Origin of the sequence: Aestuariivirga sp. (assembly GCF_041738905.1) — a bacterium.
Classification (GTDB): Bacteria; Pseudomonadota; Alphaproteobacteria; order Rhizobiales; family Aestuariivirgaceae; genus Aestuariivirga.
The window spans coordinates 1-24,870 of the sequence record NZ_JBGSOZ010000205.1 but is presented as its reverse complement, the minus strand read 5'-3'; the positions used below and the strand labels follow the sequence as shown (position 1 = coordinate 24,870).

29 protein-coding genes are annotated in these 24,870 nt (G+C 63.4%); 18 read left to right on the top strand and 11 right to left on the bottom strand.

Annotated features, from left to right (window positions below; genetic code table 11):
• Together ACEW8Q_RS19815 and ACEW8Q_RS19810 are read left to right on the top strand one after the other, a co-directional pair.
• Positions 1–188, top strand: a 188-nt coding sequence (locus ACEW8Q_RS19815; protein ID WP_373505789.1) for a DUF2007 domain-containing protein, incomplete at its 5' end; no start/stop codon positions are given.
• Positions 189–204: 16 nt separating this feature from the next.
• Positions 205–1,020 (top strand): tRNA1(Val) (adenine(37)-N6)-methyltransferase, encoded by an 816-nt coding sequence (locus ACEW8Q_RS19810; protein ID WP_373505788.1) that lies wholly within the window; start codon positions 205–207, stop codon positions 1,018–1,020.
• Here the strand turns inward: ACEW8Q_RS19810 and ACEW8Q_RS19805 are convergent.
• Positions 1,017–2,009, bottom strand: a complete 993-nt coding sequence (locus tag ACEW8Q_RS19805) for a TerC family protein (RefSeq protein WP_373505787.1) — start codon at positions 2,007–2,009, stop codon at positions 1,017–1,019. The two genes, ACEW8Q_RS19810 and ACEW8Q_RS19805, sit on opposite strands and share 4 nt — an antisense overlap.
• 158 nt (positions 2,010–2,167) lie before the next feature.
• Between ACEW8Q_RS19805 and ACEW8Q_RS19800 the strand changes: the two genes are divergently transcribed.
• The 5 genes from ACEW8Q_RS19800 to glyS all read left to right on the top strand — a co-directional run bounded on the left by ACEW8Q_RS19800 (position 2,168) and on the right by glyS (position 6,795).
• On the top strand, positions 2,168–3,007 hold the full coding sequence (locus ACEW8Q_RS19800) for a S49 family peptidase (RefSeq protein ID WP_373505786.1): 840 nt from the start codon (positions 2,168–2,170) through the stop codon (positions 3,005–3,007).
• Positions 3,008–3,038: 31 nt separating this feature from the next.
• Positions 3,039–3,221: a hypothetical protein gene (locus ACEW8Q_RS19795; RefSeq protein WP_373505785.1), complete on the top strand. Its 183-nt coding sequence runs from the start codon at positions 3,039–3,041 to the stop codon at positions 3,219–3,221.
• Between the two features lie 86 nt (positions 3,222–3,307).
• Positions 3,308–4,219 carry a glycine--tRNA ligase subunit alpha gene (locus ACEW8Q_RS19790; protein WP_373505784.1) on the top strand — a complete coding sequence of 304 codons (912 nt, stop codon included), beginning with the start codon at positions 3,308–3,310 and terminating at the stop codon, positions 4,217–4,219.
• A 54-nt stretch (positions 4,220–4,273) separates the two neighbouring features.
• A complete protein-coding gene (locus ACEW8Q_RS19785) occupies positions 4,274–4,513 on the top strand; it encodes a CDGSH iron-sulfur domain-containing protein (protein WP_373505783.1) in 240 nt (79 codons plus the stop codon).
• A 71-nt stretch (positions 4,514–4,584) separates the two neighbouring features.
• Positions 4,585–6,795, top strand: coding sequence for a glycine--tRNA ligase subunit beta (gene glyS / locus ACEW8Q_RS19780; RefSeq protein WP_373505782.1), 2,211 nt, complete (start codon positions 4,585–4,587; stop codon positions 6,793–6,795).
• A 12-nt stretch (positions 6,796–6,807) separates the two neighbouring features.
• Here the strand turns inward: glyS and ACEW8Q_RS19775 are convergent, their stop codons facing one another.
• Positions 6,808–7,458 (bottom strand): hypothetical protein, encoded by a 651-nt coding sequence (locus ACEW8Q_RS19775; RefSeq protein ID WP_373505781.1) that lies wholly within the window; start codon positions 7,456–7,458, stop codon positions 6,808–6,810.
• 130 nt (positions 7,459–7,588) lie between these two features.
• Here ACEW8Q_RS19775 and ACEW8Q_RS19770 point away from each other — a divergent pair, with 130 nt between their 5' ends.
• The 4 genes from ACEW8Q_RS19770 to ACEW8Q_RS19755 all read left to right on the top strand — a co-directional run bounded on the left by ACEW8Q_RS19770 (position 7,589) and on the right by ACEW8Q_RS19755 (position 13,703).
• Positions 7,589–8,821 carry an MFS transporter gene (locus ACEW8Q_RS19770; RefSeq protein ID WP_373505780.1) on the top strand — a complete coding sequence of 411 codons (1,233 nt, stop codon included), beginning with the start codon at positions 7,589–7,591 and terminating at the stop codon, positions 8,819–8,821.
• A 123-nt stretch (positions 8,822–8,944) separates the two neighbouring features.
• Positions 8,945–11,620, top strand: a complete 2,676-nt coding sequence (ppdK, locus tag ACEW8Q_RS19765; RefSeq protein ID WP_373505779.1) for a pyruvate, phosphate dikinase — start codon at positions 8,945–8,947, stop codon at positions 11,618–11,620.
• 222 nt (positions 11,621–11,842) lie between these two features.
• Positions 11,843–12,745 (top strand): cell wall hydrolase, encoded by a 903-nt coding sequence (locus ACEW8Q_RS19760; protein WP_373505778.1) that lies wholly within the window; start codon positions 11,843–11,845, stop codon positions 12,743–12,745.
• A 97-nt stretch (positions 12,746–12,842) separates the two neighbouring features.
• Positions 12,843–13,703, top strand: a complete 861-nt coding sequence (locus ACEW8Q_RS19755; protein ID WP_373505777.1) for a branched-chain amino acid aminotransferase — start codon at positions 12,843–12,845, stop codon at positions 13,701–13,703.
• Positions 13,704–13,706: 3 nt separating this feature from the next.
• On the opposite strand, the gene ACEW8Q_RS19750 is transcribed toward ACEW8Q_RS19755, so the two are convergent.
• From ACEW8Q_RS19750 to ACEW8Q_RS19735, 4 genes are read right to left on the bottom strand one after another with little or no spacing between them, the layout of a single operon-like run.
• Positions 13,707–14,210: a tyrosine phosphatase family protein gene (locus ACEW8Q_RS19750; RefSeq protein WP_373505776.1), complete on the bottom strand. Its 504-nt coding sequence runs from the start codon at positions 14,208–14,210 to the stop codon at positions 13,707–13,709.
• Positions 14,207–14,824 carry an HD domain-containing protein gene (locus tag ACEW8Q_RS19745; RefSeq protein WP_373505775.1) on the bottom strand — a complete coding sequence of 206 codons (618 nt, stop codon included), beginning with the start codon at positions 14,822–14,824 and terminating at the stop codon, positions 14,207–14,209. Before ACEW8Q_RS19745 ends, ACEW8Q_RS19750 begins: the two co-directional genes overlap by 4 nt.
• Entirely contained in the window at positions 14,805–15,398 is a 594-nt protein-coding gene (locus tag ACEW8Q_RS19740) for a DNA-3-methyladenine glycosylase I (RefSeq protein WP_373505774.1), read from the bottom strand. Before ACEW8Q_RS19740 ends, ACEW8Q_RS19745 begins: the two co-directional genes overlap by 20 nt.
• Positions 15,395–16,228 (bottom strand): folate-binding protein YgfZ, encoded by an 834-nt coding sequence (locus ACEW8Q_RS19735; RefSeq protein ID WP_373505773.1) that lies wholly within the window; start codon positions 16,226–16,228, stop codon positions 15,395–15,397. The genes ACEW8Q_RS19740 and ACEW8Q_RS19735 overlap by 4 nt, the downstream gene beginning before the upstream one ends.
• A gap of 62 nt (positions 16,229–16,290) precedes the next feature.
• On the opposite strand from ACEW8Q_RS19735, the gene ACEW8Q_RS19730 reads away from it, so the two are divergent.
• Genes ACEW8Q_RS19730 through ACEW8Q_RS19720 form a run of 3 tightly spaced genes read left to right on the top strand, consistent with a single transcriptional unit; the run spans position 16,291 to position 19,248 of the window.
• Positions 16,291–17,616: a dihydroorotase gene (locus ACEW8Q_RS19730; RefSeq protein ID WP_373505772.1), complete on the top strand. Its 1,326-nt coding sequence runs from the start codon at positions 16,291–16,293 to the stop codon at positions 17,614–17,616.
• A gap of 12 nt (positions 17,617–17,628) precedes the next feature.
• Complete coding sequence (locus ACEW8Q_RS19725; protein ID WP_373505771.1) at positions 17,629–18,612, top strand: MDR family oxidoreductase; 984 nt, start codon at positions 17,629–17,631, stop codon at positions 18,610–18,612.
• A 3-nt stretch (positions 18,613–18,615) separates the two neighbouring features.
• Positions 18,616–19,248: a LysE family translocator gene (locus ACEW8Q_RS19720; RefSeq protein WP_373505770.1), complete on the top strand. Its 633-nt coding sequence runs from the start codon at positions 18,616–18,618 to the stop codon at positions 19,246–19,248.
• A 3-nt stretch (positions 19,249–19,251) separates the two neighbouring features.
• On the opposite strand, the gene ACEW8Q_RS19715 is transcribed toward ACEW8Q_RS19720, so the two are convergent.
• Positions 19,252–19,518 carry a hypothetical protein gene (locus ACEW8Q_RS19715; RefSeq protein ID WP_373505769.1) on the bottom strand — a complete coding sequence of 89 codons (267 nt, stop codon included), beginning with the start codon at positions 19,516–19,518 and terminating at the stop codon, positions 19,252–19,254.
• Between the two features lie 124 nt (positions 19,519–19,642).
• Positions 19,643–20,071: an NUDIX hydrolase gene (locus ACEW8Q_RS19710; protein WP_373505768.1), complete on the bottom strand. Its 429-nt coding sequence runs from the start codon at positions 20,069–20,071 to the stop codon at positions 19,643–19,645.
• On the opposite strand from ACEW8Q_RS19710, the gene ACEW8Q_RS19705 reads away from it, so the two are divergent.
• The gene (locus ACEW8Q_RS19705; protein WP_373505767.1) at positions 19,971–20,753 is read left to right on the top strand and encodes an SOS response-associated peptidase; all 783 of its coding nucleotides are present in this window, start codon (positions 19,971–19,973) and stop codon (positions 20,751–20,753) included. The two genes, ACEW8Q_RS19710 and ACEW8Q_RS19705, sit on opposite strands and share 101 nt — an antisense overlap.
• Here ACEW8Q_RS19705 and ACEW8Q_RS19700 read toward each other — a convergent pair.
• From ACEW8Q_RS19700 to ACEW8Q_RS19690, 3 genes are read right to left on the bottom strand one after another with little or no spacing between them, the layout of a single operon-like run.
• Positions 20,750–21,166, bottom strand: a complete 417-nt coding sequence (locus tag ACEW8Q_RS19700; protein WP_373505766.1) for a GNAT family acetyltransferase — start codon at positions 21,164–21,166, stop codon at positions 20,750–20,752. The genes ACEW8Q_RS19705 and ACEW8Q_RS19700 overlap by 4 nt on opposite strands.
• Entirely contained in the window at positions 21,163–22,575 is a 1,413-nt protein-coding gene (locus ACEW8Q_RS19695) for an FAD-binding oxidoreductase (RefSeq protein WP_373505765.1), read from the bottom strand. The genes ACEW8Q_RS19700 and ACEW8Q_RS19695 overlap by 4 nt, the downstream gene beginning before the upstream one ends.
• The gene (locus ACEW8Q_RS19690) at positions 22,572–23,510 is read right to left on the bottom strand and encodes an L-threonylcarbamoyladenylate synthase (RefSeq protein WP_373505764.1); all 939 of its coding nucleotides are present in this window, start codon (positions 23,508–23,510) and stop codon (positions 22,572–22,574) included. The genes ACEW8Q_RS19695 and ACEW8Q_RS19690 overlap by 4 nt, the downstream gene beginning before the upstream one ends.
• Positions 23,511–23,555: 45 nt before the next feature.
• On the opposite strand from ACEW8Q_RS19690, the gene ACEW8Q_RS19685 reads away from it, so the two are divergent.
• The 3 genes from ACEW8Q_RS19685 to ACEW8Q_RS19675 form a co-directional block, all read left to right on the top strand.
• A complete protein-coding gene (locus ACEW8Q_RS19685; protein WP_373505763.1) occupies positions 23,556–24,530 on the top strand; it encodes a histone deacetylase family protein in 975 nt (324 codons plus the stop codon).
• Positions 24,530–24,775 carry an exodeoxyribonuclease VII small subunit gene (locus ACEW8Q_RS19680; RefSeq protein ID WP_373505762.1) on the top strand — a complete coding sequence of 82 codons (246 nt, stop codon included), beginning with the start codon at positions 24,530–24,532 and terminating at the stop codon, positions 24,773–24,775. Before ACEW8Q_RS19685 ends, ACEW8Q_RS19680 begins: the two co-directional genes overlap by 1 nt.
• Positions 24,765–24,870 (top strand): S4 domain-containing protein (locus ACEW8Q_RS19675; protein ID WP_373505790.1); only part of this gene is annotated, 106 nt, incomplete at its 3' end. The genes ACEW8Q_RS19680 and ACEW8Q_RS19675, both read left to right, overlap by 11 nt.

The window sequence follows — 24,870 nt, the reverse complement described above, 5'->3', positions numbered from 1 at the left end:
TGGTCTACCTCTCCTTCGTCGGCCATGTGCTGGACGAGGCCGGGATCGACTACCTGCTGCTCGATGGCTATACCAGCGCCGTCGAAGGCTCGATCGGGGCCATTCCTCGGCGGATACTGGTTGAAGAGTCCCTTCTGGATCGCGCCCGCAGCGAGCTTGGTAACGCGGCGCTAACCATCCCGGGATAGATTGGCTTGAATGCAAATGAGCGCGACAGCCCTTTCGGCCTCCCCGCCGCCGCCCCCTTCGGGCGGGACGGGCGTGCCGTCGTCGCTCACCGAGGACGGATTCCTCGGCGGACGGCTGCAGATCCTGCAGCCCGAGAAGGGTTTCCGCGCCGGAATCGACTCGGTATTCCTGGCGGCCACCATCCCCTGCAATGCGGGCGAATCGGTCTTCGAGGCCGGCGTCGGCACCGGCGTGGCCGCACTCTGCACCCTGGCCCGCACGCCGGGCATCCACCTGACCGGAATCGAAGTCGCGGCGCGCTATGCCCTGCTCTGCGAAGAGAATGCCAAGCGCAACGGCTTCGGCGGCAATGTCCGCGTCATCCATGCCGACATCAAGGAGGCGTTGCGCAAGGACCTAGCTTCCATGCCGGCCCATGGCACCTTCAGCCATGCCTTCGCCAATCCGCCCTATTTCGACGACAGCAAGTCGACGCCCTCGCCGGTGCTGCTCAAGGCGCAGGCCCATGCCTTCGGTCCCGACGACCTTGAGCTGTGGATTCGCGTCATGCACACCATGGTGACCATGCGCGGCACCGTGACGCTGGTGAACCGCGCCGATGCGCTGGGCAAGATCCTGCAGGTGATGGAAGAGCGCTTCGGCGACATCCGCATCGCGCCGCTCTATGCGCGCGAGGGCACCTCGGCCTCGCGCGTGATCGTGCAGGGCGTCAAGGGCTCAAAGGCGCCGATGCAGCTGCTGCCCGGTCTGGTGCTGCATGATTCCAGCTCGCAGTTCACCCCCGAAGCCGACGCCATCCTGCGCGAAGGCATGGCCTGGCGCCTGCGTTAGCGCACCGCCGTCTCGGCACTCCGCGTCTTCCACAAGCTGTAGAGCACGCCCGAGGCCAGGATGCCGAAGGTGATCGCCAGCGACAGCGCCGGCGGGATCTTGTCGATGCCCAGCAAGTCGGCGGCAAAGATCTTCGAGCCGATGAAGATCAGCACGATGGCAAGGGCCAGCTTCAGATAGTGGAAGCGATGCACCATCGCCGCCAGCGCGAAGTAGAGCGCGCGCAGGCCGAGAATGGCGAAGATGTTCGAGGTGTAGACGAGGAAGGGGTCGGTGGTGATGGCGAAGATGGCCGGCACGGAATCCACCGCGAAGATCACGTCCGCCACCTCGATCAGCACCAGCGCCAGGAAGAGGGGCGTCATGAACCACACGAGCTTGCCGCTCTTCGGGTCCGGCTTCTTCACGAAGAAGCGTTCCGCGTGATGCTCGTCGGTGACGTTGAAGTGCCGCCGCACGAAACGCAGCACGGGATTGTTCGCGACATCGTAGTCCTTGTCGGCAAAGACGATCATCTTGATGCCGGTGGCGATCAGGAACAGGGCGAAGATGTAGAGCACCCATGAAAATTCGCTGACGATCGCGGCGCCGAGGCCGATCATGATGGCGCGCAGCAGGATCACCCCGAGGATGCCCCAGAAGAGCACGCGGTGCTGGTACTTGCGGGGCACCGCGAAGAACGAGAAGATCATCGCGATGACGAAGACATTGTCCATCGCCAGCGCCTTCTCCACGGCGAAGCCGGTGAGATACTCGATACCGGCGCCGGCGCCGAGCTGGAACCAGACCCAGCCGCCGAAAGCCAGGCCGAGGGCAATGTAGAAGGCCGAGAGCAGCAGGCTTTCGCGCACGCCGATCTCGCGATTCTCCTTGTGCAGGACGCCGAGATCGAGAACCAGAAGCACGATGACGATGGCGAGAAAGGCAAGCCACATCCAGACCGGCTTGGTCATCCAGGTGGCGAGCAGAAGTCCGGACACAAGTTCCATTGAAACCCTCTTTAATGCATCGATGTGTCCGACATCGCGCCCGCGAGAGCGCCAGAGGGGCCCGGAACGGCGTGGATGTGGGAACAGCGAGATCGTGCTTCAAGGGGGAAGGCTTCGCGCTTGTCGCGCGCACTGCCACTCCTTATCTAAGTGGGGCAATGGCCCAACAGTCCTTCTTCCAGCGCCTCATCCCGCTTCGCTTCCGCAAATCGGTTCCCGTGGTCACCCATGTGCGGCTTCAGGGCGCTATTGGCGTGGGCTCCCCGATGCGGCCGCCGCTCACCTTCAAGGATGTGGAGCCGCAGCTGGAGCGCGCCTTCCGCAAGGGGGTCGCTGCGGTTGCCATCACCGTCAATTCGCCCGGCGGCTCGCCGGTGCAGTCGGCGCTGATCCATGACCGCATCCGCGCGCTGGCGGCGGAGTTCAAGCTGCCGGTCTATGTCTTCTGCGAGGATGTGGCCGCCTCGGGCGGCTACTGGCTGGCCTGCGCCGGCGACGAGATCTATGCCGACGGCAATTCGGTGGTGGGCTCGATCGGCGTCATCTCGGCGGGATTCGGTTTCGTCGAGACCATCCGCAAGCTGGGCGTCGAACGCCGCGTCTATGCCTCGGGCGAGAACAAGGCCGTGCTCGATCCCTTCCAGCCGGAAAAGCCGGAGGACGTGGCGCGCCTCAAGGACCTGCAGGCCGATGTGCATGAGTCTTTCAAGGACCTGGTGCGGCACCGCCGCGCCGGCAAGCTGAAGGAGGACCCCGATCTTTTCACTGGCGCCTTCTGGACCGGGCGGCGGGCACAGGCGCTGGGCCTGATCGACGGACTGGGCCACCTGCCCGAGGTCCTCCGTCAGAAATTCGGCGAAAAGCTTGTTATCAAAGCGGTTTCGGCACCGAGAGGCTGGGGCTTGCAGCGTCTCGGATTGGGTTCGGGTGCCGAAATTCCGGAATCATTCATTGCGACACTGGAAACACGTGCATTATGGTCCCGTTTCGGCCTATGATCGTAAGAGTTAAGGACCAACGGAGGTTCGAATGGTTCTTTTGAAGGTTTTGACCGTCCTTGTGGCAGGCATCCTGAGCCTGTTCGCCCTGCGTCAGATGATGCGCAGCATGGAAGCGCAGAAGGTACGGGTGAAAACCGGCCAGAGGCCTCAGCGCCATGTGACCCGGCTCCGCCAGGATCCGCGCACCGGCGTCTATTATCCCGAAGGCTGATCGCACCTCAGCAGATGTTCCGATGCGGGCTTGATCGCAGGCCCGCTGGCCAGTAACAAGCCGGGCCTAACCGCAAGGCGCGTTGTATGGCATTGAACCCGACCCAGTCATTCCAGGATCTCATCCTCACGCTTCATCAGTACTGGGGCGAGAAGGGTTGCGTGATTCTCCAGCCCTATGACATGGAAGTGGGCGCCGGCACCTTCCATCCGGCCACCACGCTGCGGTCGGTGGGGCCGCGGCCCTGGGCTGCCGCCTATGTGCAGCCTTCGCGCCGTCCCAAGGATGGCCGCTATGGCGAGAACCCCAACCGCCTGCAGCACTACTACCAGTATCAGGTGATCATCAAGCCGTCACCGCCCGACCTGCAGGATCTTTATCTCGGTTCGCTCGAGGCGATCGGAATCGACCGCAGCCTGCATGACATCCGCTTCGTCGAGGACGACTGGGAAAGCCCCACGCTGGGTGCCTGGGGCCTGGGCTGGGAAGTCTGGTGCGACGGCATGGAAGTGTCGCAGTTCACCTACTTCCAGCAGGTGGGCGGCCTCGACTGCCATCCCGTGTCGGGCGAACTCACCTACGGGCTCGAACGCCTGGCCATGTATGTGCAGGGCGTGGACAATGTCTATGACCTGAACTTCAACGGCAAGCCGGAAGGCGAGGGTCGCATCACCTATGGCGACGTCTTCCTACAGGCCGAGCAGGAATACTCGCGGTTCAATTTCGAATTCGCCAACACCGATGCCCTGCTGCGGCACTTCGACGATGCCGAGGCCGAGTGCAAGGCGCTGCTGGCGGCGGGCGAGAGGGACGGCAGGCATGCGCTGGCGCTGCCCGCCTACGACCAGTGCATCAAGGCTTCCCACACCTTCAATCTTCTGGACGCGCGCGGCGTGATCTCGGTGACCGAGCGCCAGGCCTATATCCTGCGCGTGCGCGAACTGGCCAAGGGCTGCTGCGAGGCCTGGAGCCGCACGGCAGGCGGCGGCGCCGTCTGATCTCCCCGCAGTCCCGCCGCGTAGTGTTGCCAGGAAGATTGGAAGGATGACAGCATGACCGCCGCCCACATTGCCCAGAAGACGCCGATCCCCGTCGAGGTAGAGGCCGGAAAGGACTACTGGTGGTGCGCCTGCGGCCAGTCCAAGCGCCAGCCCTTCTGCGACGGCAGTCACAAGGGCACCGCCTTTGCGCCCGTGAAGTGGACCGCCGAGACCTCAGGCCGCAAGTTCTTCTGCGCCTGCAAGCAGACCAAGGCCGGACCTTTCTGCGACGGCAGCCACAAGGCGCTGTAGCGCTGCGAGGCGGCCACGGGTGACAAGGCGGGGCGGGGCTGCTAAGTGCCGGGCCCGTCCGGAGTTGGCCGATGCCCGAATTGCTGATCGAACTGTTTTCCGAGGAAATCCCCGCGCGCATGCAGGCGAAGGCGGCGGACGATCTGCGCCAGATGGTGACCAATGCCCTGGTGGATGCGGGACTGACCTATGAAGGCGCGCAGGCGCATGGCGGCGCGCGCCGCCTGACGCTTTCGGTGGAAGGGCTCAATGCCAAGGCGGCCGACGTGGCCGAGGAGCGCAAGGGCCCGCGCGTCGATGCGCCCCAGCAGGCGATCGATGGCTTCCTCAAGTCGACCGGCCTCAGCCTCGACCAGTTGAAGGTGCAGGACGACAAGAAGGGCCAGTTCTATCTGGCCGTCATCCGCAGGCCCGGGCGCGCGGCAACCGAGATCATTTCAAGCGTCGTGCCCGACACGATCCGCAAGTTTCCGTGGCCCAAGTCCATGCGCTGGGGCTCGGGCACGCTCCGCTGGGTGCGTCCGCTGCATTCCATCGTCTGCACCTTCGATGGCGAGGTGGTGCCCTTCGAGATCGAGGGCATCGCCAGCGGCAACGTCACGCGCGGCCACCGCTTCATGGGGTCGCAGCACATCGAGGTCCGCCGCTTCGAGGACTATGCGCTGAAGCTGGCGCGCGAATTCGTCATCGTCGATGCCACGGCGCGCGCCGAGACGATCCGCACGGAAGCCCGCAACCTGGCCTTCGCGCAAGGCCTCGAATTGATCGAGGACGAGGGCCTGCTGAAGGAGACGGCGGGCCTCGTCGAATGGCCCGTGGTGCTGATGGGAAGCTTCGATGAAAGCTTCCTCACCGTGCCGCCGGAGGTGATCGCCACCTCGATCAAGAACCACCAGAAATGCTTCGCGCTCCGCAACACCATGACGGGCCAGCTCGCCAACCGCTACCTGATGGTGGCGAACCTCGTGGCGAAGGACGGCGGCAAGACCATCATCGCCGGCAACAACAAGGTGATCGCGGCACGGCTGAGCGACGCCAAGTTCTTCTGGGACCAGGACCGCAAGGTGAAGCTAGAGGATTGGGCGGCGAAGCTCGACTCGATCACCTTCCATGCGAAACTCGGCAGTCAGGGCGAGCGTGTCGCCCGCATCGAGGCATTGGCGGGAGAGATCGCCAAGGCCATCGGCGCCGATGAATTCAAGGCACGGCGCGCGGCCAGGCTCGCCAAGGCCGATCTCGTCACCGGCATGGTCGGAGAATTCCCCGAGCTTCAAGGTTTGATGGGTCGCTACTATGCGCTGGACCAAGGCCATGATCCGGAGGTGGCGGATGCCATCCGCGACCACTATAAGCCGGTCGGGCCGAGTGACACGATTCCGGTATCGAAAGTCGGACAGGCCGTGGCGCTGGCTGACAAGCTCGACACGCTAGTCGGCTTTTGGATGATTGCTGAGAAGCCTACGGGATCAAAGGACCCGTATGCTTTACGGCGTGCTGCCATTGGTGCAATTCGGATAATCATTGAAGCCGGTGTGCGACTATCACTCGTCAATGTGATCTTCTTTCAAGATCGTTTGATAATGGCTGACCTGCTTAAGGGGGCAAGGCGGGATGTGGTAAGACGACTGCCTCTCTTCGAAGAGTTTAAGGACGAGAGTCCATTCAAGCAGCTCATTGAGACTTCTGAAGCAGCTGTGAACGCTCTATTGAAAGGGCCCAGCGCCGCCCCGCCGCAAGAGTGGGAGCAGCGCAACTACACTGATCTGATGAATTTTGTGATCGACCGTCTAGGGTTTGCTCTGCGCGAACGAGGATTGCCTATTGATCTGATTAACTCAGTCTTTGCACTAGGTGGAAATGGCGACCTGCTGATGATCGTGAAGCGCGTCGAGGCGCTGTCGAAGTTCCTTGAGACGGACGATGGCAAGAACCTCCTCGCGGGTGTGAAGCGTGCTTCCAACATTCTCCGCATCGAGGAGAAGAAGGACGGCAAGTCCTATGATGGCGACGTGCAGATCAGCCAGCTCATCAAGGGCGAGGAGAAGGCGCTGCACACCGCGATCACCCAGACCGTGGGCCAGACGCGCCGCGCCATCGAGCACGAGGATTTCGAGGCCGCGATGGCATCGCTCTCGAAGCTCCGCGTGCCTGTCGACCAGTTCTTCGAGCATGTGACGGTGAACGACAAGGACGCCACCTTCCGCGAGAACCGCCTGCGCCTCCTGAACCGCATCCGCGCGGCAACCCAGGAAGTGGCGGATTTCTCGAAGATCGAGGGCTGACCGCCGGTCGGCTTAGCGCCGCCGCAGCGCCACCAGCATGACCAGCGCGAAGATCATGCTGCTCAGGCCCGCGGCGATCCAGATGCCGCGGTTCATCTCCGCCACCATCGGCCCGATCCACGAATCCTTGCGGTAGAACTCGACGACCGCGACGACGCTTCCGGAAGGCGACGTGACCGGAACATAGGACTCGATCAGATGGTCACCATCGAGCTGGCTCAGCGCCAGATGCTCGGACTTGTCGCTCGCCTGGATTTCTTCCAGCGCCGAGGTGATCTTTCCGGCGAAGGCTTGCCCTAGCTCCTTATTGTCGGAGAAATGAACGCCGACGAGGTTGGCCTCGCTCGAATGGCGGATGAACCCGTCAGGCGAATAGATGTTGGCGCGCACGATGCCGGGCAGGCTGCGGACATGAGTGCCGAAGGACTGCAGTGCCGGGCTGGGCTGGGGCTGGGCGAAGAGCTTGTCCGTGCTGTCCTCCGCCGCCAGGATGCTGTTGAGGAACTCCTGCGCCACGATTCCCTCGCGCTTCAGAAGTCCATCGGTCAGCGAACGGCCGAGAAGCTGCGACAGGATCATGTGCACCGCAAGGATGGCGGCGACGCCCGCCACAAGAAGCGCCAGACTTGCCGCCGACCAGTTGCGCCCCTTCAATTCAGCCATTCCCCATGCCTCCCGACTCCAACGCCTCCCGGCCTCCATACCGAACCATGCATGGCCCGCACCGCTCCCCCATCGCGAACGCTGGTGCGATGATTTTGACCCATGGACCTGCGAAGGGTAGGGATATCCCATGAGTCCTGCAACCGCCTATGCCCCCGATAGTCGATACGCCTGGTTCCGGCTGAGTATTTCACTGGTGCTCGCCGTCGTGGGCGGAATCGGCCTGTGGCTCGCGGTCGTCGTGATCCCCACGATCCAGTCCGAGTTCGGCATCGACCGCGCGGGAGCCTCGCTCCCCTATACCGCGACCTTCATCGGCTTCGCCTTTGGCGGCTACACCATGGGCCGCGTGGCCGACCGCTATGGCGTGAGGGTGCCGATCTCGATCAGCGGCGTTGCTCTGGGCGCAGGCTTCATCTTGGCCGCGCTGTCGCAGAGTTACTGGCAGTTCGTGGTGGTGCAGGCCGTGTTCATCGGCTTTCTCGGCAGCGCCTCGACCTTCGGGCCGCTGGTGGCCGATACCTCGCAATGGTTCCTGAAGCGCCGGGGCATTGCCATCGCCATCGTGGCGAGCGGCAATTACATCGCGGGCACCATCTGGCCGCCCTTCCTGCAATATGCAATCGAGAGTTACGGCTGGCGCAGCACCTATGTGGTGCTCGGCCTGTTCTGCGTGATCGTAATGGTGCCATTGGCGCAGCTTTTGAGCCGCCGTCCCCAGTTCGACGATACCGCCAGCCCGGCAAGCCGCGCCTCGGGCCACAAGGGCCTGCTGCCGAAGCATCCGCTGCTCTATCCGGCACTCGTGCTGGCGGGGCTGTCCTGCTGCGTTGCCATGTCGATGCCGCAGGTTCACATCGTGGCCTATTGCGCCGACCTCGGGTTTGGCCCGGCGCGCGGTGCTGAAATGCTTTCCCTCATGCTCGGCTTCGGCGTGCTCAGCCGGCTTGCCTCGGGCTTCATCGCCGACCGCATCGGCGGGCTGGCCACGCTCATCGCAGGCTCGTTCCTGCAGATGCTGGCGCTGCTGTTCTACATTCCCTTCGACGGCCTGATCTCGCTTTACATCGTCTCCGCCATCTTCGGCCTGTCGCAAGGCGGCATCGTGCCGAGCTATGCGCTTATCATCCGCGACCATTTCCCGGCACGAGAGGCGGGAGCCCGCATCAGCATGGTGCTCACCGCCACCGTGTTCGGCATGGCCCTGGGCGGCTGGCTGTCGGGCGAAATCTATGACTGGACCGGCTCCTACACCGCCGCCTTCCTCAACGGCGTGGCCTGGAACGTGCTCAACCTTGGCATCGCGCTGTGGATTCTCCATGTCAGGCGGCCCCGGACGCCGGCGGTGCTCGCCCCGGCCTGACAGACGGACGCGATGTCGCAAATGCGATATTGCGTTGCACAAGACTGTTAACTGTGGTTTTGTTTTTAGCGGGCCGCCGCCCACTACCCCTGACTAGAACCCCAACGACGAGAGTGGTGTGTCATGGCGGCTGAATCCGGAAAATACGTCTATCGCTTTGGCGGCGGCACGGCTGAGGGCCGCGCCGGCATGAAGGCGCTGCTGGGCGGCAAGGGCGCCAACCTGGCCGAAATGGCCCACCTGGGCCTGCCCGTGCCTCCGGGCTTCACCATCTCGACCGAAGTCTGCACCGCCTATTACGCCAACAACCGGGCCTATCCGGCAAGCCTCGAGGCTGAGGTCGAGTCGGCGTTGAAGGCAGTCGAGGCGATCGTGGGTGCCGGGTTCGGCGATCCCGCCCATCCGCTGCTGGTGTCGGTGCGTTCGGGCGCCCGCGCCTCCATGCCCGGCATGATGGACACGGTGCTGAACCTCGGCCTCAATGACGAGACGGTCGAAGGCCTTGCGGCAAAATCCGGCGACCGGCGCTTCGCCTATGACAGCTACCGCCGCTTCATCGGCATGTATTCCGACGTTGTGCTGGGCGTCGATCATGCCGAGTTCGAGGATATCCTCGGCGGCTTCAAGGACCAGCGCGACTACGCGCTCGATACCGAGATCACCGCGGATGATTGGCATGGCCTCATCGCGCGCTACAAGGCGCTGGTCGAGCAAGAGACGGGCAAGCCCTTCCCGCAGGATGTGCGCGAGCAATTGTGGGGCGCCGTCGGCGCGGTGTTCACGTCGTGGAATGGTGCCCGCGCCATCACCTACCGCAAGCTCAACAACATTCCCGAAGACTGGGGCACGGCCGTCAACATTCAGGCGATGGTCTTCGGCAACATGGGCGACACGTCAGCGACAGGCGTCGCCTTCACCCGCAATCCCTCTACGGGTGCGAAGGAACTCTACGGCGAGTTCCTGGTCAACGCGCAAGGCGAAGACGTGGTCGCCGGCATCCGCACCCCGCAGAACATCACCGAGCAGGCGAGGATCGAGGCAGGCTCCGAGGCACCCTCGCTGGAAGCGCTCATGCCCGGGACCTTCCGAGAGCTGAGTGCCACCTTCGACCTGCTCGAACGCCACTACCGCGACATGCAGGACATGGAATTCACCATCCAGGAGGGCAAGCTCTGGATGCTGCAGACCCGCACCGGCAAGCGCACCGCCAAGGCCGCCCTCAAGGTGGCGGTCGATATGGCTGAAGAGGGCTTGATCACCGAGGCTGAAGCCGTGCTGCGGATCGAACCCTCGTCGCTCGATCAGCTGCTCCACCCGACACTCGATCCCAAGGCGAAGCGCGATGTCATCGCCACAGGATTGCCTGCGTCTCCGGGCGCGGCAAGCGGGGAGATCGTCTTCGATGCGGATGAAGCCGAGCGCCTGAAGGCACTGAACCACCGCGTCATCCTCGTGCGCGTCGAGACGAGCCCCGAGGACATTCACGGCATGCATGCGGCGGAAGGCATCCTCACCACGCGCGGCGGCATGACCTCCCATGCGGCGGTCGTGGCGCGCGGCATGGGCAAGCCCTGCGTCTCGGGCGCAGGTGCGCTCCGCGTCGATTACGCAGCCGGCACCCTCGCTGTCATGGGCGTCAAACTCAGGAAGGGCGACACGATCACCATCGATGGCTCGACGGGCCAGGTCATGAAGGGCGAGGTGGCGACCATCAAGCCCGAACTCTCGGGCGATTTCGCGCGGCTCATGGTGTGGGCCGACAGCCATCGCCGGATGGGCGTGAGGGCCAATGCCGAAACCCCGCTCGATGCCCGCACCGCGCGGGACTTCGGAGCCGAGGGCATCGGCCTCTGCCGCACCGAGCACATGTTCTTCGACTCGGACCGCATCCTCGCGGTGCGCGAAATGATCCTCGCCGACAAGATCGATGCACGCCGCGCCGCACTGGCAAAGCTGCTGCCCATGCAGCGGAACGACTTCATCGAACTCTTCGAGATCATGGCGGGGCTTCCCGTCACCATCCGCCTGCTCGATCCGCCGCTGCATGAGTTCCTGCCGCAGGCGGACCATGAGATCGAGGAAGTGGCCGAGCAGATGAACGCCAGTTCCGACACCCTGCGCGCGCGCGTGGCGGAGCTCCACGAGTTCAATCCCATGCTGGGCCACCGCGGCGTGCGGCTGCTCATCTCCTACCCCGAAATCGCCGAGATGCAGGCCCGCGCCATTTTCGAGGCGGCAACCGAAGTCGCCCGCCGCACCGGCAAGGCGCCGATCCCGGAAGTGATGGTGCCGCTGGTCGCGTCGAAGAACGAACTCGACCTCGTGAAGGAGCGCATCGTGGCCGTCGCCAGCAAGGTTGCGGCCGAAACCGGTGTCGCCATCGAATATTCCGTTGGCACTATGATCGAACTGCCGCGCGCCGCCCTTCGTGCGGCCGAAATCGCCCAGTCGGCGGACTTCTTCTCCTTCGGCACCAACGACCTGACCCAGACCACCTTCGGCATCAGCCGCGACGACGCCGCCCGCTTCATCGGGGAATACACGTCCAAGGGCATCTTCAAGACCGATCCCTTCATTTCGCTCGACACTGAGGGCGTTGGCGAGCTTGTCCGCATCGGAACCGAGCGGGGCAGGTCGGTCAAGCCGAAACTGAAAACCGGTATCTGCGGCGAGCATGGCGGTGATCCTGCCTCCATCGCCTTCTGCGAGAATATCAATCTTGACTATGTGTCATGTTCTCCCTTTCGGGTGCCTATTGCCAGGCTTGCAGCGGCTCAGGCAAGTCTTTCAAAAGATTGAATGATCTAAGTTGAGTCAAGATGTTAACCAATTGTTCATCGTGCCCGATTTAAGGCCGGAAAACGACCGCTTTCGATTGTCGGGATGGTTAACCTATGTTAAACGGGCCGGGCATAGACTACCGCGTCTTAACTGCGTCGTAAGAATCTACGACCCACGGTGTGTCGAGGGGAAGTGAAGAAAGCAGCGCGTAAGCTAGGGCCGGCAAGGCCCAGGGGATCCTTGGACTATCCTGTTCGCAAGCAGCGCAGCGCGCTCAGCGAGTACGGTCCGATGGTATTCGGAGGCGTCATGCTCGTGATGGCATTCGCATTTGCGGGCCATTACATGGGCCAGAACGCCATTGCTCACAATGCCGAGCCGGGTGAAACGCTCGAACCGGTCATGTCCCCATCGTCCAACATCATCGCCAAGGGATCGCTACTTCCCGAAGGCTCCAGCCTCGAAATCATCAACATGACCTCCGCCAGCCGGCAGGTGGTGGCCGAATCGGGCAAGGGCGATATTCCCGCTACCCCGCCGAAGGCCATGGCCGCAGCTCCTGTGGTCCAGATCGTTCCCGCCGCCGTTGACCTCAAGGCTGAGGAGCCGGTCAAGAAGAAGATCGCGCTCGCACCCTCCAAGGACAAGGTCGAGCAGGCCATCAAGCTGAAGCGCAGTGAGAAGTCGGCCGAGAAGAAGAACGAGAAATCCAAGGAGAAGCAGAAGGACATCGCCCAGCGCCGGGTTCGGCTCGCCGAGGAAAACTGCCTCGCCCGTGCCGTCTACTTCGAGGCGCGTTCCGAGTCGGAATTGGGCCAGCTTGCCGTGGCCAAGGTCATTCTCAACCGCGTGAAAGACCCGGAATATCCCAACACCATCTGCGGTGTGGTCTATCAAGGCTCGGGCCGCCGCAATTCCTGCCAGTTCTCCTTTGCCTGCGACGGGCTGCCCGACGACGTGAAAAGTGCCACGGCCTGGGCCAACTCCAAGCGCGTCGCCCAGAAGGCCATTGGTGGAAGCGCCAAGGTCGCAGCCGTCGGCACGGCCACCAACTACCATGCGGATTACGTGAAGCCAAAGTGGGCCAAGAGCATGAAGCGTCTCATCAAGATCGGCCGTCACGTCTTCTACGAAGACTCGTGAACAATCTGCATGGCTGATGATCAAGAGGCGCCCTTTGGGCGCCTTTTTGTTTTGGTGGCGTCTGGTCTAGGATGCTTACAATAAGGGAGATTGAAACATGGGCTGGAAAGAAACCTCAGGCGCCGCCTGGACCTGGTATCGCGGCGAATGGCATAGTGGAAATCCGATGCTCATGGGCCCGATGACACACGCGCCCTGGCTTGGCTCCTGCGTGTTCGATGGCGGCCGCGCCTTCGAGGGGGTCGCGCCCGATCTTGATCTCCATTGCCAGCGCATCGTGCGCTCCGCCGAAAGCTTCGGCCTCAAGGTTGTAAAGTCCGCGGGCGAGATCGAAGAGCTGATCCGCGAGGGCATCGCGAAGTTCCCGAAAGATGCCGAACTCTATCTTCGCCCGATGTTCTGGGCTGCCGATGGTTTCGTCGATGTCGATCCTGAATCGACCGAATTCTCGGTGTCGGTTTATGATGCGCCACTGCCCAAGCCCACGGGCTTTTCGATCACCTGCTCGCCGTTCCGCAGGCCGTCCTTCGAATATGCGCCGACCGATGCCAAGGCGGCTTGCCATTATCCGAACTCGGCCCGTGCTATCCGCGAGGCGAAAGCACGCGGCTTCGACAATGCCGTGATGCTCGATCCCCTGGGCAATGTGGCTGAGCTTGCCACCGCCAACCTCTGGCTGGCCAAGGACGGCGAGGCACATACACCTGCACCGAACGGAACCTTCCTCAATGGGGTCACGCGCCAGCGTGTCATCAAGCTTCTGCGCGAGGCCGGGATCAAGGTGCACGAGCGCGCCATGCGCTGGGAAGAATTCATCGAGGCCGATGAAGTCTTCTCGACCGGCAACTACTCAAAAGTAGCACCGGTCACCCGCGTCGAGCACAAGAGCTACCAGCCCGGTCCGGTGATGCAAAAGGCGCGCGACCTCTACTGGGAGTTTGCCCACAGCGGGAAGTGAGCGTCAGGGTTTCAGCACGAAGGGCGTGCCCTCGAAGGCATCCGCCCCGCGGCCGATCTTCTCGATGGCTCTCACCATGCGGCCCTCGCGGCCCAGCACATCGTCGGCCAGTGACACGATGAGACGGTTCGGTGTGGCCGATGGCGAAGCCTTTCGCAGCTCCCAAGCCAGTTCTTCTTCATCGGCCCTGGGCCGGAACAGGCAAAGCGCGGTGTAGGCCGCAGCCGTCGAACGGCTGATGCCGGCCCAGCAATGGATCAGCATGGGGTTCGTGCGTTCCCAGCCCTCGAGAAACGCGATGAGCTTCTCGGCATCCGCAGCGCGAGGCGGCGTATGACCCTCCATCGCCTGCACGATGTCGTGGAAATAGAGCTTCAGATGCCGGTCCTGATGCACGCCTTGCGGAGCAGGGTGCGGCGTGTCTGGTGCAAGCAGCGTCACCACATGGCTGACGCCGTGTTCGTCGATGAGCGGTTGCACCTTGCTGAGCGGTCCGACGATGATCATGGGCTTGCGGCAAGTTTCCTGAAAGACTTGAGATAGAGCGCCGAAGCATCGTTCGGCGCAAGCGGTTTCAGCCGGAAGAACCGCGCGGCATTCTCGCCATCGAGGCCGCGAGGGCGGCCGAAGAATTTCTCCGACTCGTCCACGCTGAATCCGGCAAGCTGTGTTGCCTCAAGGAAGGCGGCCACATGGTCGCATCTCTTGAGGAAGGCTTCGAGCTTCGCAGGCGTTTGCGGCGCCAGCCCGAACCGCAGATGGATGGCCGCCATCAGCCGCTTCTCGAAGGCCTTGTAGTCGAGGCCCAGCGCCGCCTTGAAGGGCGAGATCATGTCGCCGATCACGTATTCCGGCGCATCGTGAAGGAGTGCAGCAAGCCGCGCGCTGTTATCGAGGCCGGGATCGAGCTGGACCGCAATCTCCTCCACCAGCACGCAATGCTGGGCCACCGAGAAGGCATGGTCGCCTTTGGTCTGCCCGTTCCAGCGCGCCACGCGGGCAAGCCCATGCGCGATGTCCTCGATCTCGATGTCGAGCGGCGAAGGATTGAGAAGATCGAGCCTGCGGCCTGACAGCATCCGCTGCCAGGCGCGCGGCGGCTCAGACTTTGCGCGCGGCATGTTTCACGGCCTCGTGCCTGTGGCAGTCGACGAGATGATCGTTCACCAGCCCGCAGGCCTGCATGAAGGCATAGACGATGGTGGGACCCACGAAGCGGAAGCCTCGCTTGAGAAGATCCTTCGACACCTTTTCGGCGAGCGGCGTCTTCGCCGGAATGTCCTTCATGCTGGCGATCCGGTTCTGGACCGGCTGCCCGTCGATGAAGTCCCACAGGTAGGCCGAAAAATCGGGGATCGCGAGATAGGCCTGCGCATTGGTGACGCTTGCATCGACCTTGAGGCGGTTCCGCACGATCCCTGCGTCCTGCATCAGGCTTTCGAGTTTTGCCGGCGAATATCTCGCCATCAGTTCGGGATCGAAGTTGTCGAAGGCGCGGCGGAAATTGTCGCGTTTCCTCAGGATCGTGATCCATGAAAGGCCCGCCTGGAACCCGTCGAGCAGCAGCTTCTCGAAGAGCGCGCGCGAGTCATACTCGGGCACCCCCCATTCGGTGTCGTGATACTCCACGTAAATCGGATCGGTGCCGCACCAGTGGCAGCGGCACAAGCCGTCATCGTGTTTCACCGCAGTCATGCAACGCCCTCGGAACCGGGCACATCATAGCTCGCCCAGCGCGGTTTCAGCACATGCACGGTGACACCATCTGTCAGCAGCGGTGCCGTGGCATCCGCCAACCGGTCCAGCCGTATGAGCGCAAGCGCCGCGCCTCCGGAAGCGGACAGCAGCGTGCCCACCAGCTTTTCGCCCGAACGGATCTCGGCACCCTTGGCAGGCCCTTCGCCGTCGAGTGCGACGGGCAGAATGCGGCTGCGCGCCGTGCCGCGATGCTCCATGCGGGATACGACTTCCTGGCCCACGTAGCAGCCCTTCTTGAAGCTGACGCCGCCCAGCTGGTCGAGATTGGCCTCATGCGGAAACAATTCGCCCGACCCGATGTCGGCGCCGGAGTCGCCGAGCCCGATCTCGATGCGCGCGGCTTCGTAATCAAGATTGTCGGGAAGGCTTCCGGCAGGCACCGCAAAACGCCATCCGAGTGCTGCACAGCGCGGGTCGGCAAAGGCCAGCGGCGAGGAGGGGCGTTCCATCGCAACCGCGACCTCGTCCTCCGAAGGGCTTACCGTCACCTTGGCCCGCAGCTTGTAGAAGCCGAGCCGTTTCACAAGCTCGGCCCGTTGCGAGGCCGCGCAATCGATGAGGTAGCGCTCACCTGTGTTCAACACGAAGAAATCGTGGAGAATCTTGCCTTGCGGCGTCAGCAGGGCGGTGTAGGCCGCTTGCCCCGGTGTCAGGCCCTCGATGTCGGCGGTCACCAGATTGTGCAGGAAATGGCCAGCATCCGGCCCCTCCACATGGAAGAGAACTCGGTTCGGCAGAATTCCAGCCGTAAAGTGAATGTCGCGCATCTTTGTTGCTTCGTTTCCAATCCACATTTACGAAGGCCTCACACCACGATCAAGGACCGCCCATGCCCTTCCACGCCGAATTGATCCTCAAAGGCGGAATTCTCGTCAATCACGATGGCTCAGGCCTTCGCGACATTGCCGTAACGGGCGGCCGCATCGTCGGGATCGGCCATTATGACAGGGCACAGGGCGGCGAAGTGGTCGACTGCACCGGGCTTCACATCCTGCCCGGCGTGGTCGACAGCCAGGTGCATTTGCGGGAGCCCGGCGCCGAACACAAGGAAGATCTGGAAACCGGGGGCCGCGCCGCGGTGAAGGGCGGCGTCACCGGTGTCTTTGAGATGCCCAATACCAGCCCCCTCACCATTACGCCGGAAGCGCTGGCCGACAAGGTGAGGCGCGCCACCAACCGCATGTATTGCGACTTCGCCTTCTACATGGGCGGCACGCGGGAAAACGCTCATCTCCTGGGCGAGCTGGAACGGCTGCCGGGCTGTGCGGGCACCAAGGTCTTCATGGGTTCATCCACCGGTTCGCTTCTCGTCGAGGACGACGAGGGAGTTGCCGCGATCCTGAAGAATATCCGCCGCCGCGTGGCTTTCCATTCCGAAGACGAGTTCCGCCTCAATGCGCGCAAGGGCGAACGTATCGAGGGCGATCCCGCCAGCCATCCGGTCTGGCGCGATGCGGAGGCCGCACGGCTCTGCACCGAACGCCTGCTGCGGATCGCGCGGGCTGAGGGAAGGCGCATTCACGTGCTCCATGTCTCGACGGCGGATGAATTTCCGCTGCTCGCCGCCAACCGCGACATCGCCACGGTGGAGGTGACGCCGCATCACCTGACCTTCGCGACGGAAGACTATGCGCGTCTGGGCACCCTGATCCAGATGAACCCGCCCGTCCGCGATGCCCATCACCGCGACGGGGTGTGGGCGGCTCTCCAGTCCGGCCTGGTCGACGTGCTGGGCTCGGACCATGCGCCCCACACGCTGGAAGAAAAGTCCAAACCCTATCCGGCCTCGCCCTCAGGCATGCCCGGCGTGCAGACCCTGGTGCCGATCATGCTCGACTGCGTGAACAAGGGCAGGCTATCGCTCGAACGCTTCGTCGATCTCACGTCACATGGCCCCAACCGCATCTTCGGCATGGCAGGCAAGGGCCGCATCGCCGAGGGCTATGATGCCGATTTCACGGTGGTCGACATGAAGGCCCGCCGCACCATCACCAATGATTGGATCGAGAGCCGCTGCAAGTGGACGCCCTATGATGGTGCAACCGTCACCGGCTGGCCCGTGGGCACCTTCGTGCGCGGCCGCCGTGTGATGTGGAACGACGAGATCATCGGCCCCGCAGGCGGCCAACCCATCCGCTTCATCGAAGCCCTCTGAGAGGAAATCACCATGTCATTCCGCGCCATTCTCATCACCAAGACAGACGCCGGTCAGAAAGCCGATTTCACCACGATGGACGAAAGCGACCTGATGGAGGGCGACGTCACGGTCGACGTCTCGCATTCCTCCGTCAACTTCAAGGACGGCCTCGCCATCACCGGCAAGGCCCCGATCGCCCGGCGCTATCCCCTGATCCCCGGTATCGATTTCGCTGGCACCGTCCGCTCCTCCACCCATCCGCGCTGGAAGGCGGGCGATGCGGTGGTGCTCAATGGCTATGGCGTGGGCGAGGGCCATCACGGCGGCTTCTCGGAAGTGGCGCGCGTCAATGGCGACTGGCTGGTGCCGGTGCCGAAGGGCTGGACTTCCGCCGACTGCATGTCGGTGGGCGTTGCAGGCTACACCGCCATGCTTTGCGTTATGGCGCTTGAAGAGCAGGGCGTGAAGCCGTCGGACGGCGACATTCTGGTGACGGGTGCGGCAGGTGGCGTCGGCACCACGGCGATCGTCATTTTGGCAAAGCTCGGCTACCGCGTCATTGCCTCCACGGGCCGCGTGTCAGAGGAGCCGTTCCTGAAGAGTCTCGGCGCTGCCGGTGTCGTCGACCGCAACGAGTTCAATGGCCCGGTGAAGCCGCTGGCGAAGACACGCTGGGCGGGAGCAATCGACTCGGTTGGCTCCGTCACGCTGGCCAACGTCATTTCGCAGATCAACCCCGAAGGCACCGTTGCCGCCTGCGGCCTCGCACAGGGCATGGACCTGCCCACCAATGTGGCGCCCTTCATCCTGCGTGGCGTGAAGCTCGTCGGCATCAACTCGGTCTCGACCCCCATGCCCCGCAGGCTTAAAGTCTGGGAGCGTCTCGTCAAGGACCTCGATCTCTCGAAGCTTCATGCCCTGACAACGCACGTGAAGTTCGATGACGTGCCGCGCATTGCCGCCGACATCGTCGAAGGCAAGGTCAAGGGCCGCGTCGTGGTCGACATCCGGTAAGCAATGGATCCAATCCTTTTCGTCACCGGCATCGCCATCGGCCTGTCGGTGACGGCACCCTTGGGACCTGTCAACATCATCGTCATCCGCAATGCCTTGCGGCGCGGATTTCTGGTGGCCTTCCTCGCGGGGCTGGGCGCTGTGGTGGCGGACTCGGCCTATGCCACGGCGGCGGCCTATGGGATTGGCTGGGTCGCGCATGTCATCACGGGCTATGCGACGCCGCTGACGATCCTTGGCGGTGTCATCCTCGTCCTCATCGGCGTGAAGCTGGCGCGCTCGCACATCAGACTTGCCGAACTGGCGCTGCAGGAGCCGCCGCGCAAGCGTCAGGTGGCAGGCAAGATGCTGACGACCTGCATCCTCACGCTCACCAATCCCGGCATCTTTCTCGGCTTCATCGCCATCTTCGGTACCATGAATGCCGTGCTGCGGCTGGGGGAATCGGTTGATCGCCCGCCGACGGTCATCGCCGGAGTTGCCCTGGGTGGAATGCTGTGGTGGCTGTTCCTGAGCTTCATCGTGACGCGGTTCAAGTCTCGCATCACCGAAACCGTGTTCGACAAGATCAATCGCTGGACTGGCGTGCTGATTGCAGCATTTGGCTTCGCCCTGCTGATGGAAGCGCTGTTCTGAAAATTACTGCCGGCTCTTCGCCAGGGTGAACTCACCGGCCCTGACGCGATCCGGTAGGCGCTCGCACATCACGGCCACCGGTTCCTCGCCATAGGTGGTGATGAGTTCCGAGAGCGCTGCGAAGATCGCTGCGGTGGCGAGGCAGTCGCGGTCCACGCCCTCATACGCTGCCTCTTCCCAAGCATCGAGAAGGTAGCGCAGCGCGAGCTGCTTTTCCTCGGCGGGCGAGGTCTCGATTGTCCTGTCGGCCATCTTGAGCATGGGATCCATCTGTTGTCGGCGTCCTTGGGTGCCACGGTCTTCCACCCCCGTGGCGTCTCGATGGCACAATAGCAACTGATCCAAGGCGGACCATCCGTTCCTTAAACGAAGGTTAATATCAACAGCGCAATTGTCAGGATTGCGTCAGGAGATCTTTCGCCTTTGCAACGGCGTCCGCGATGTTGGGCGCGAGGTCATAGCCACCCAGCTGCGCGGGATCGACCCAATGCGCCGCCATCGCATCGCTGGCGGCTAGAGGCTCTCCAGGGCCGGCTATACCCAGATAGCAGGCGATCACGTAGTGAACGGTGACGAGACCGGAGCCATCGCGGCGGATGACGTCATAGAGGCCGAGGAGACCCGAGAACGTGGCGGTCATGCCGGCTTCCTCCATCAATTCGCGGGCCGCTGCCTCCTCCAGCCGCTCGCCCGGCTCCACATGGCCGCCCGGAAAGGCCCATATGCCGACGGGCGGCTTGGCGCGCTGGACCAGCAGAACCTTCCCGTCCCGCCAGATCGAGGCCGAAACGCCCAGCTTGGGCAAGTGTTGTGACGACGGCATCTGGGCTACACTCCGGTTCATGTGCGGACTGTATAGCTTCAGGAAGAGCCCTGAGGAAACGCGGGCATTGTTTGGTTATCTCGACGAGCCGGATTTCCCGCCGCGCGCCCATGTGGCGCCGGGCCAGCCTATCGCGGTCGTGCGGATGGAAGAAGGAAAGCGCCGCTTCGCCTTGGTGCGCTGGGGCTTTGTGCCCTCCTGGGCGAAGGAGTTTCCGGCAGGCAAGCCGCTGATCAATGCACGCGGCGAGACGGTGATGGAAAAGCCGACCTTCCGCAATGCCATGCGCCGCCGCCGCTGCCTCGTTCCCGCTGACGGCTATTACGAATGGTCCGGCGACACGCCAGGCCGCAAGACCTGCTACTTCGTGCAGCGCAATGATGAAGCACTATTCGCTTTCGGTGGACTGTGGGAGGTATGGATGGGAGCCGATGGGTCCGAGATCGAGACGGCCACATTGATGACCATCGCGCCCAATCGCGAATTGTCTGCCATCCACGACCGCATGCCGGTCATCATCGCGCCGGAGAATTTCGAGACATGGCTTACAGGTGACCCGGAAGAGGCTGCCCGTCTCATCCAGCCCGCGCCCGACGAGACATTCGTGCTCGAAGCCACAACGATCGGCAAGGCCGTGGCACCGCCTAAACCGAAGCAGCCTGACCAGCTCAAGCTGTTCTAGGGCGCAATCTTTCGTCCCATGCAGAGCACGGGGTTCACCGTGTAACCCAGTGCCTCGTAAAAGCCTCTGACGGATTCGTTCTCGGATCGCACGAGCAGGTTCATCTTCCATACACCGCGCTGAGTGAGCCAGGTTTCAGCCGCGAAAACGGCCTTGCGGCCAAGCCCTTGTCCACGAAATTCCGGGTCGACCGCGACATAGTAGAGGACACCCCGGTGGCCATCGTGCCCCGTCATGGCGGAGGCGGTGATTCGGCCCTCATGTTCCGCAACGAGCACGGTGGAATGACTGCCGGCCCGCGCGAAGGAAATATCCTTGTACGGATCATTCCATGGCCGCGTCAGCCCGCAGGCCTGCCACAGCACCACGACGTCATCGACATCGCGATCCTCGATCTCGCGAAATACCGTCATTCGGGCAGCACCCGGCCCGGATTGAGGATGCCGTTGGGATCGAGCATGCGCTTCAGGTCGCGCATCATGCCCAGCTCGACCGCCGACTTGATCTTCGGCATCCGGTAGGCCTTGAGCCTGCCGATCCCGTGTTCGGCGCTGATCGAGCCGCCGAGCTTCGCAACGACGTCGAACACGACGTCGTTCATGGCATTCCAGGAATCGAGAAATGCCGTCTTGTCCATGCCAGGGGGCTGCGAGACGTTGTAGTGGATGTTGCCGTCGCCCATGTGCCCGAAGGACACGAAGCGCGAACCCGGAATGAGCTGCGACACGGCGGCATCCGCCTGTTCGAGGAACGCGGGAACGCGCGACACCGGAACGGAGATGTCGTGCTTGATCGAGCCGCCCTCGGGCTTCTGCGATTCAGAAATCAATTCGCGGCAGGACCAGAAGGCCGCGCGCTGGCTGTCGGACTGCGCGACGGCGGCATCGGTCACGAGGCCCTTTTCGAGGGCCGATTCAAGCAGGGCCTCCATCGCGCCTCGCACCGGGTCCGCAAGTTCCGCCAGCACATACCAGGGCGATGACGATGCCAGCGGATGCCGCGCGCCGGCGTGGCGGATGGTGATCTCAAGCGCGAAGTCCGCGATGATCTCGAAGGCCACGACGCGGTTGCCGCTCAGTTCCTTCATCAGCGACAGCAGGTCGACGGCGGCCTGCGGGCTGGGGACGGCGATGAAGGCGGTCTCATGGGACTTGGGCCTTGGATAAAGTTTCATCACGGCGGCGGTAATGATGCCAAGCGTGCCCTCGGCGCCGATGAACAGGTTGCGGAGATCGTAACCCGTATTGTCCTTGCGCAAGCGCTTGAGGCCGTTCCACACGCGCCCGTCGGCCAGAACAACCTCAAGCCCCAGGCAGAGATCGCGCGTGTTGCCATAGGCGATGACGTTGAGCCCGCCTGCATTGGTGGAAAGATTGCCGCCGATGCGGCACGAGCCTTCTGACGCGAGGCTCAAGGGGAACAACCTGTCCTTGGCCGCTGCTGCGTCTTGCACCGACTTGAGCGTGGCGCCAGCTTCCACCGTGATCGTGTTGTCATTGGCATCGACGTCGATAATGCGGGTCATCCGGTCGAGCGACAGCAGCACCTCGTGGCCATCGTCCGTGGGCGTCTGTCCGCCACAGAGCCCGGTGTTGCCGGATTGTGGCACGATGGCGGTTCCCGTCTCGTTGGCAATCGCAAGGATGCGCGAGACCTCTCCGGTCGAGCCGGGGCGGAGCACCATCGGCGATCGGCCAACCCAGATCTGGCGCCACTCCCGCATGTAGCCGTCCATCTCAGCCGTGTTGCGGATGGCGTGTTTGCCGCCCACGACGGCAGCGAGGCGGTCGAGGGTGTCGGGCGTCGGGGTCTTGTGTGTCATGCGGTGTCCCTCGGTGCTGCAGCGCGCAGCAGCCGGTCATTGATGGCGTCGCCCAGCCCATGATGCGGAATGGGCGCGACCGCGATGCGGGAGACCCCGGTCGCGTCGATCTCGTGCAGCAGGCGGAAAAGGCAGGCCGCGGCCTCCACAAGGTCGCCCCTGGCCGAGAGTGTCCAGGGTCCATGGGCATGGAGCGGCCCGAAGCCGAGATAGGCTTCGCCCTCACGCGGGCGGTCGGCATTGAGCCTCAATTCGGCATGCGGCGCATAATGACTGAGCAGCTGCCCCGGCGCATGGGGCCGCGCGGAATGCGATTCGACCGCCACGGCGTGCCCCAGCACCTTCTCGATCTCGGCGCGTGGGATGCCACCGTGCCGCAGCAGTTTTGGGCCATCGCCAAGACAGCTGACCACGGTCGATTCGACGCCCACCTTGCAGCGTCCGCCATCAAGGACCGCTGCAACCTTGTCCTTCAGATGCTTTCGTACATGTTCCGCCGTCGTGGGACTGATCTTGCCGGACGGATTGGCGCTCGGCGCCACTACGGGCCGTTCGGCCGCCCTCAGAAACTCAAGCGCCATCGGGTGCGACGGAACGCGGATGGCAATCGATGGCAGCCCGGCGCTGGCAAGCAGCGACACCGGGCAATTCGCCTTGCGCGGCACCACGAGGCTCAATGGGCCGGGCCAGAATGCCACCGCCAGCTTGCGGGCGTCCGCGCTGAATTCGCCCAGCGCGAAGGCGGCTTCTGCGTCGGGTACATGGGTGATCAGGGGATTGAACGAGGGCCGGCCCTTCGCGGCATAGACACGGGCCACGGCCTCGTCATTGGTGGCATCGCCGCCCAGGCCATAGACGGTCTCGGTGGGGAAGGCCACGAGTTGCCCCTCCCGCAGGGCTTGTGCCGCAGCCTGCATGTCGTTGTTGGAAGCCATCTTCGCTCTATAGCAGTCCGGGCGTGAAGCGGCTAGAACAGGGCTATGTCCACGTTGCTGTTCACCCATTCGTCTTCGCTCCGCCATGTGACGCCCCAGGGCCATCCCGAGCGCATCGACCGCATCAAGGTCGTCAACCAGATCCTCGGATCGGAACATTTCAAGGATCTCGTGCGCCGCGAGGCTCCGCTGGGCCGCGACGAGGATATTCTTCGTGCTCATGCCTATGAGCATCTGGAGCGGGTGCGCGCCATGTCGCCCACCGAGGGCTTCGAGTATCTCGACCCAGATACCGCCATGTCGCCCGGTACGCTCGAGGCGGCACTCCGCGGCGTCGGCGCCGCCACCGCCGGTGTCGATGCCGTGTTCCGGGGCGAGGCCGACAATGTCTTCTGCGCTCTGCGTCCGCCCGGCCACCATGCGGAAACCCGCCGCGCCATGGGCTTCTGCTTCTTCAACCAGGCCGCCATCGCCGCGCAGTACGCGCGCGCCCGTTATGATGCAGAACGCGTGGCGGTCGTCGACTTCGACGTCCACCATGGCAATGGTACGCAGGATATCTTCTGGTCCGAGCCAGACCTGTTCTATGGGTCCACCCACCAGATGCCGCTCTATCCCGGCACCGGTGCCGTTCAGGAAACGGGAGCGGGCAACATCTTTAATGCGCCGCTCCGCGCGGGCGATGGCAGCGAGCAGTTCCGCGAGGCGATGAATTCGGTGATCCTGCCCGCGCTCGATTCCTTCGGGCCGGACCTCGTCATCATCTCGGCGGGTTTCGATGCGCATCATCGCGATCCTCTTGGCAGCCTGCAGCTGACGGAGGAGGATTTCGCCTGGGTGACGCTGAAGCTCATGGAAGCCGCGGAAATCCATTGCGGCGGCCGGGTCGTTTCGGTGCTGGAGGGCGGCTACGACCTGCAAGGGCTCGCGGCATCGGCCGGCATCCATGTGCAAGCCCTGATGCGCGGCAATGCCGACTTCGCGCAAGGTGATTTCGAGGAAGACGAGGACGAACTCTGATGGCCGATCACGCCGATATCGCAAGCCTTCCCTTCGAGAAGGCACTGGCCGAACTCGAACAGATCGTCACGCGCCTGGAATCGGGCAAGGTCGATCTCGAACAGTCGATCGCCATCTATGAGCGCGGCGAGGCCCTGAAGAAGCACTGCGACCAGCTGCTGAAGGATGCGGAAGCGCGGATCGAGAAGATCACCCTGAAGCCCGACGGCACGGCCTCGGGAACCGAACCATTGGATGTCGACTAGGCAGCGCCTCGACGAAGCGCTCGTCTCGCGGGGGCTCTATGCCTCGCGGTCGCGCGCGCGGGATGCGGTGCTGCGCGGCACCGTGCGCGTCAATG

Excerpts from the sequence above, each read along its gene's own strand:
- ACEW8Q_RS19700 (WP_373505766.1), bottom strand. The coding sequence starts at position 21,166 with ATGACGGTATTTCGCGAGATCGAGGATCGCGATGTCGATGACGTCGTG.
- ACEW8Q_RS19790 (WP_373505784.1), top strand. The coding sequence starts at position 3,308 with ATGGCATTGAACCCGACCCAGTCATTCCAGGATCTCATCCTCACGCTT.
- ACEW8Q_RS19800 (WP_373505786.1), top strand. The coding sequence starts at position 2,168 with ATGGCCCAACAGTCCTTCTTCCAGCGCCTCATCCCGCTTCGCTTCCGC.
- ACEW8Q_RS19740 (WP_373505774.1), bottom strand. The coding sequence starts at position 15,398 with ATGACTGCGGTGAAACACGATGACGGCTTGTGCCGCTGCCACTGGTGC.
- ACEW8Q_RS19705 (WP_373505767.1), top strand. The coding sequence starts at position 19,971 with ATGCCGACGGGCGGCTTGGCGCGCTGGACCAGCAGAACCTTCCCGTCC.
- ACEW8Q_RS19775 (WP_373505781.1), bottom strand. The coding sequence starts at position 7,458 with ATGGCTGAATTGAAGGGGCGCAACTGGTCGGCGGCAAGTCTGGCGCTT.
- ACEW8Q_RS19685 (WP_373505763.1), top strand. The coding sequence starts at position 23,556 with ATGTCCACGTTGCTGTTCACCCATTCGTCTTCGCTCCGCCATGTGACG.
- ACEW8Q_RS19750 (WP_373505776.1), bottom strand. The coding sequence starts at position 14,210 with ATGATCATCGTCGGACCGCTCAGCAAGGTGCAACCGCTCATCGACGAA.
- ACEW8Q_RS19730 (WP_373505772.1), top strand. The coding sequence starts at position 16,291 with ATGCCCTTCCACGCCGAATTGATCCTCAAAGGCGGAATTCTCGTCAAT.
- ACEW8Q_RS19755 (WP_373505777.1), top strand. The coding sequence starts at position 12,843 with ATGGGCTGGAAAGAAACCTCAGGCGCCGCCTGGACCTGGTATCGCGGC.
- ACEW8Q_RS19735 (WP_373505773.1), bottom strand. The coding sequence starts at position 16,228 with ATGCGCGACATTCACTTTACGGCTGGAATTCTGCCGAACCGAGTTCTC.
- ACEW8Q_RS19770 (WP_373505780.1), top strand. The coding sequence starts at position 7,589 with ATGAGTCCTGCAACCGCCTATGCCCCCGATAGTCGATACGCCTGGTTC.
- ACEW8Q_RS19785 (WP_373505783.1), top strand. The coding sequence starts at position 4,274 with ATGACCGCCGCCCACATTGCCCAGAAGACGCCGATCCCCGTCGAGGTA.
- ACEW8Q_RS19805 (WP_373505787.1), bottom strand. The coding sequence starts at position 2,009 with ATGGAACTTGTGTCCGGACTTCTGCTCGCCACCTGGATGACCAAGCCG.
- glyS (WP_373505782.1), top strand. The coding sequence starts at position 4,585 with ATGCCCGAATTGCTGATCGAACTGTTTTCCGAGGAAATCCCCGCGCGC.
- ACEW8Q_RS19690 (WP_373505764.1), bottom strand. The coding sequence starts at position 23,510 with ATGGCTTCCAACAACGACATGCAGGCTGCGGCACAAGCCCTGCGGGAG.
- ACEW8Q_RS19810 (WP_373505788.1), top strand. The coding sequence starts at position 205 with ATGAGCGCGACAGCCCTTTCGGCCTCCCCGCCGCCGCCCCCTTCGGGC.
- ppdK (WP_373505779.1), top strand. The coding sequence starts at position 8,945 with ATGGCGGCTGAATCCGGAAAATACGTCTATCGCTTTGGCGGCGGCACG.
- ACEW8Q_RS19795 (WP_373505785.1), top strand. The coding sequence starts at position 3,039 with ATGGTTCTTTTGAAGGTTTTGACCGTCCTTGTGGCAGGCATCCTGAGC.
- ACEW8Q_RS19680 (WP_373505762.1), top strand. The coding sequence starts at position 24,530 with ATGGCCGATCACGCCGATATCGCAAGCCTTCCCTTCGAGAAGGCACTG.
- ACEW8Q_RS19695 (WP_373505765.1), bottom strand. The coding sequence starts at position 22,575 with ATGACACACAAGACCCCGACGCCCGACACCCTCGACCGCCTCGCTGCC.
- ACEW8Q_RS19720 (WP_373505770.1), top strand. The coding sequence starts at position 18,616 with ATGGATCCAATCCTTTTCGTCACCGGCATCGCCATCGGCCTGTCGGTG.
- ACEW8Q_RS19725 (WP_373505771.1), top strand. The coding sequence starts at position 17,629 with ATGTCATTCCGCGCCATTCTCATCACCAAGACAGACGCCGGTCAGAAA.
- ACEW8Q_RS19710 (WP_373505768.1), bottom strand. The coding sequence starts at position 20,071 with ATGCCGTCGTCACAACACTTGCCCAAGCTGGGCGTTTCGGCCTCGATC.
- ACEW8Q_RS19745 (WP_373505775.1), bottom strand. The coding sequence starts at position 14,824 with ATGCCGCGCGCAAAGTCTGAGCCGCCGCGCGCCTGGCAGCGGATGCTG.
- ACEW8Q_RS19715 (WP_373505769.1), bottom strand. The coding sequence starts at position 19,518 with ATGGATCCCATGCTCAAGATGGCCGACAGGACAATCGAGACCTCGCCC.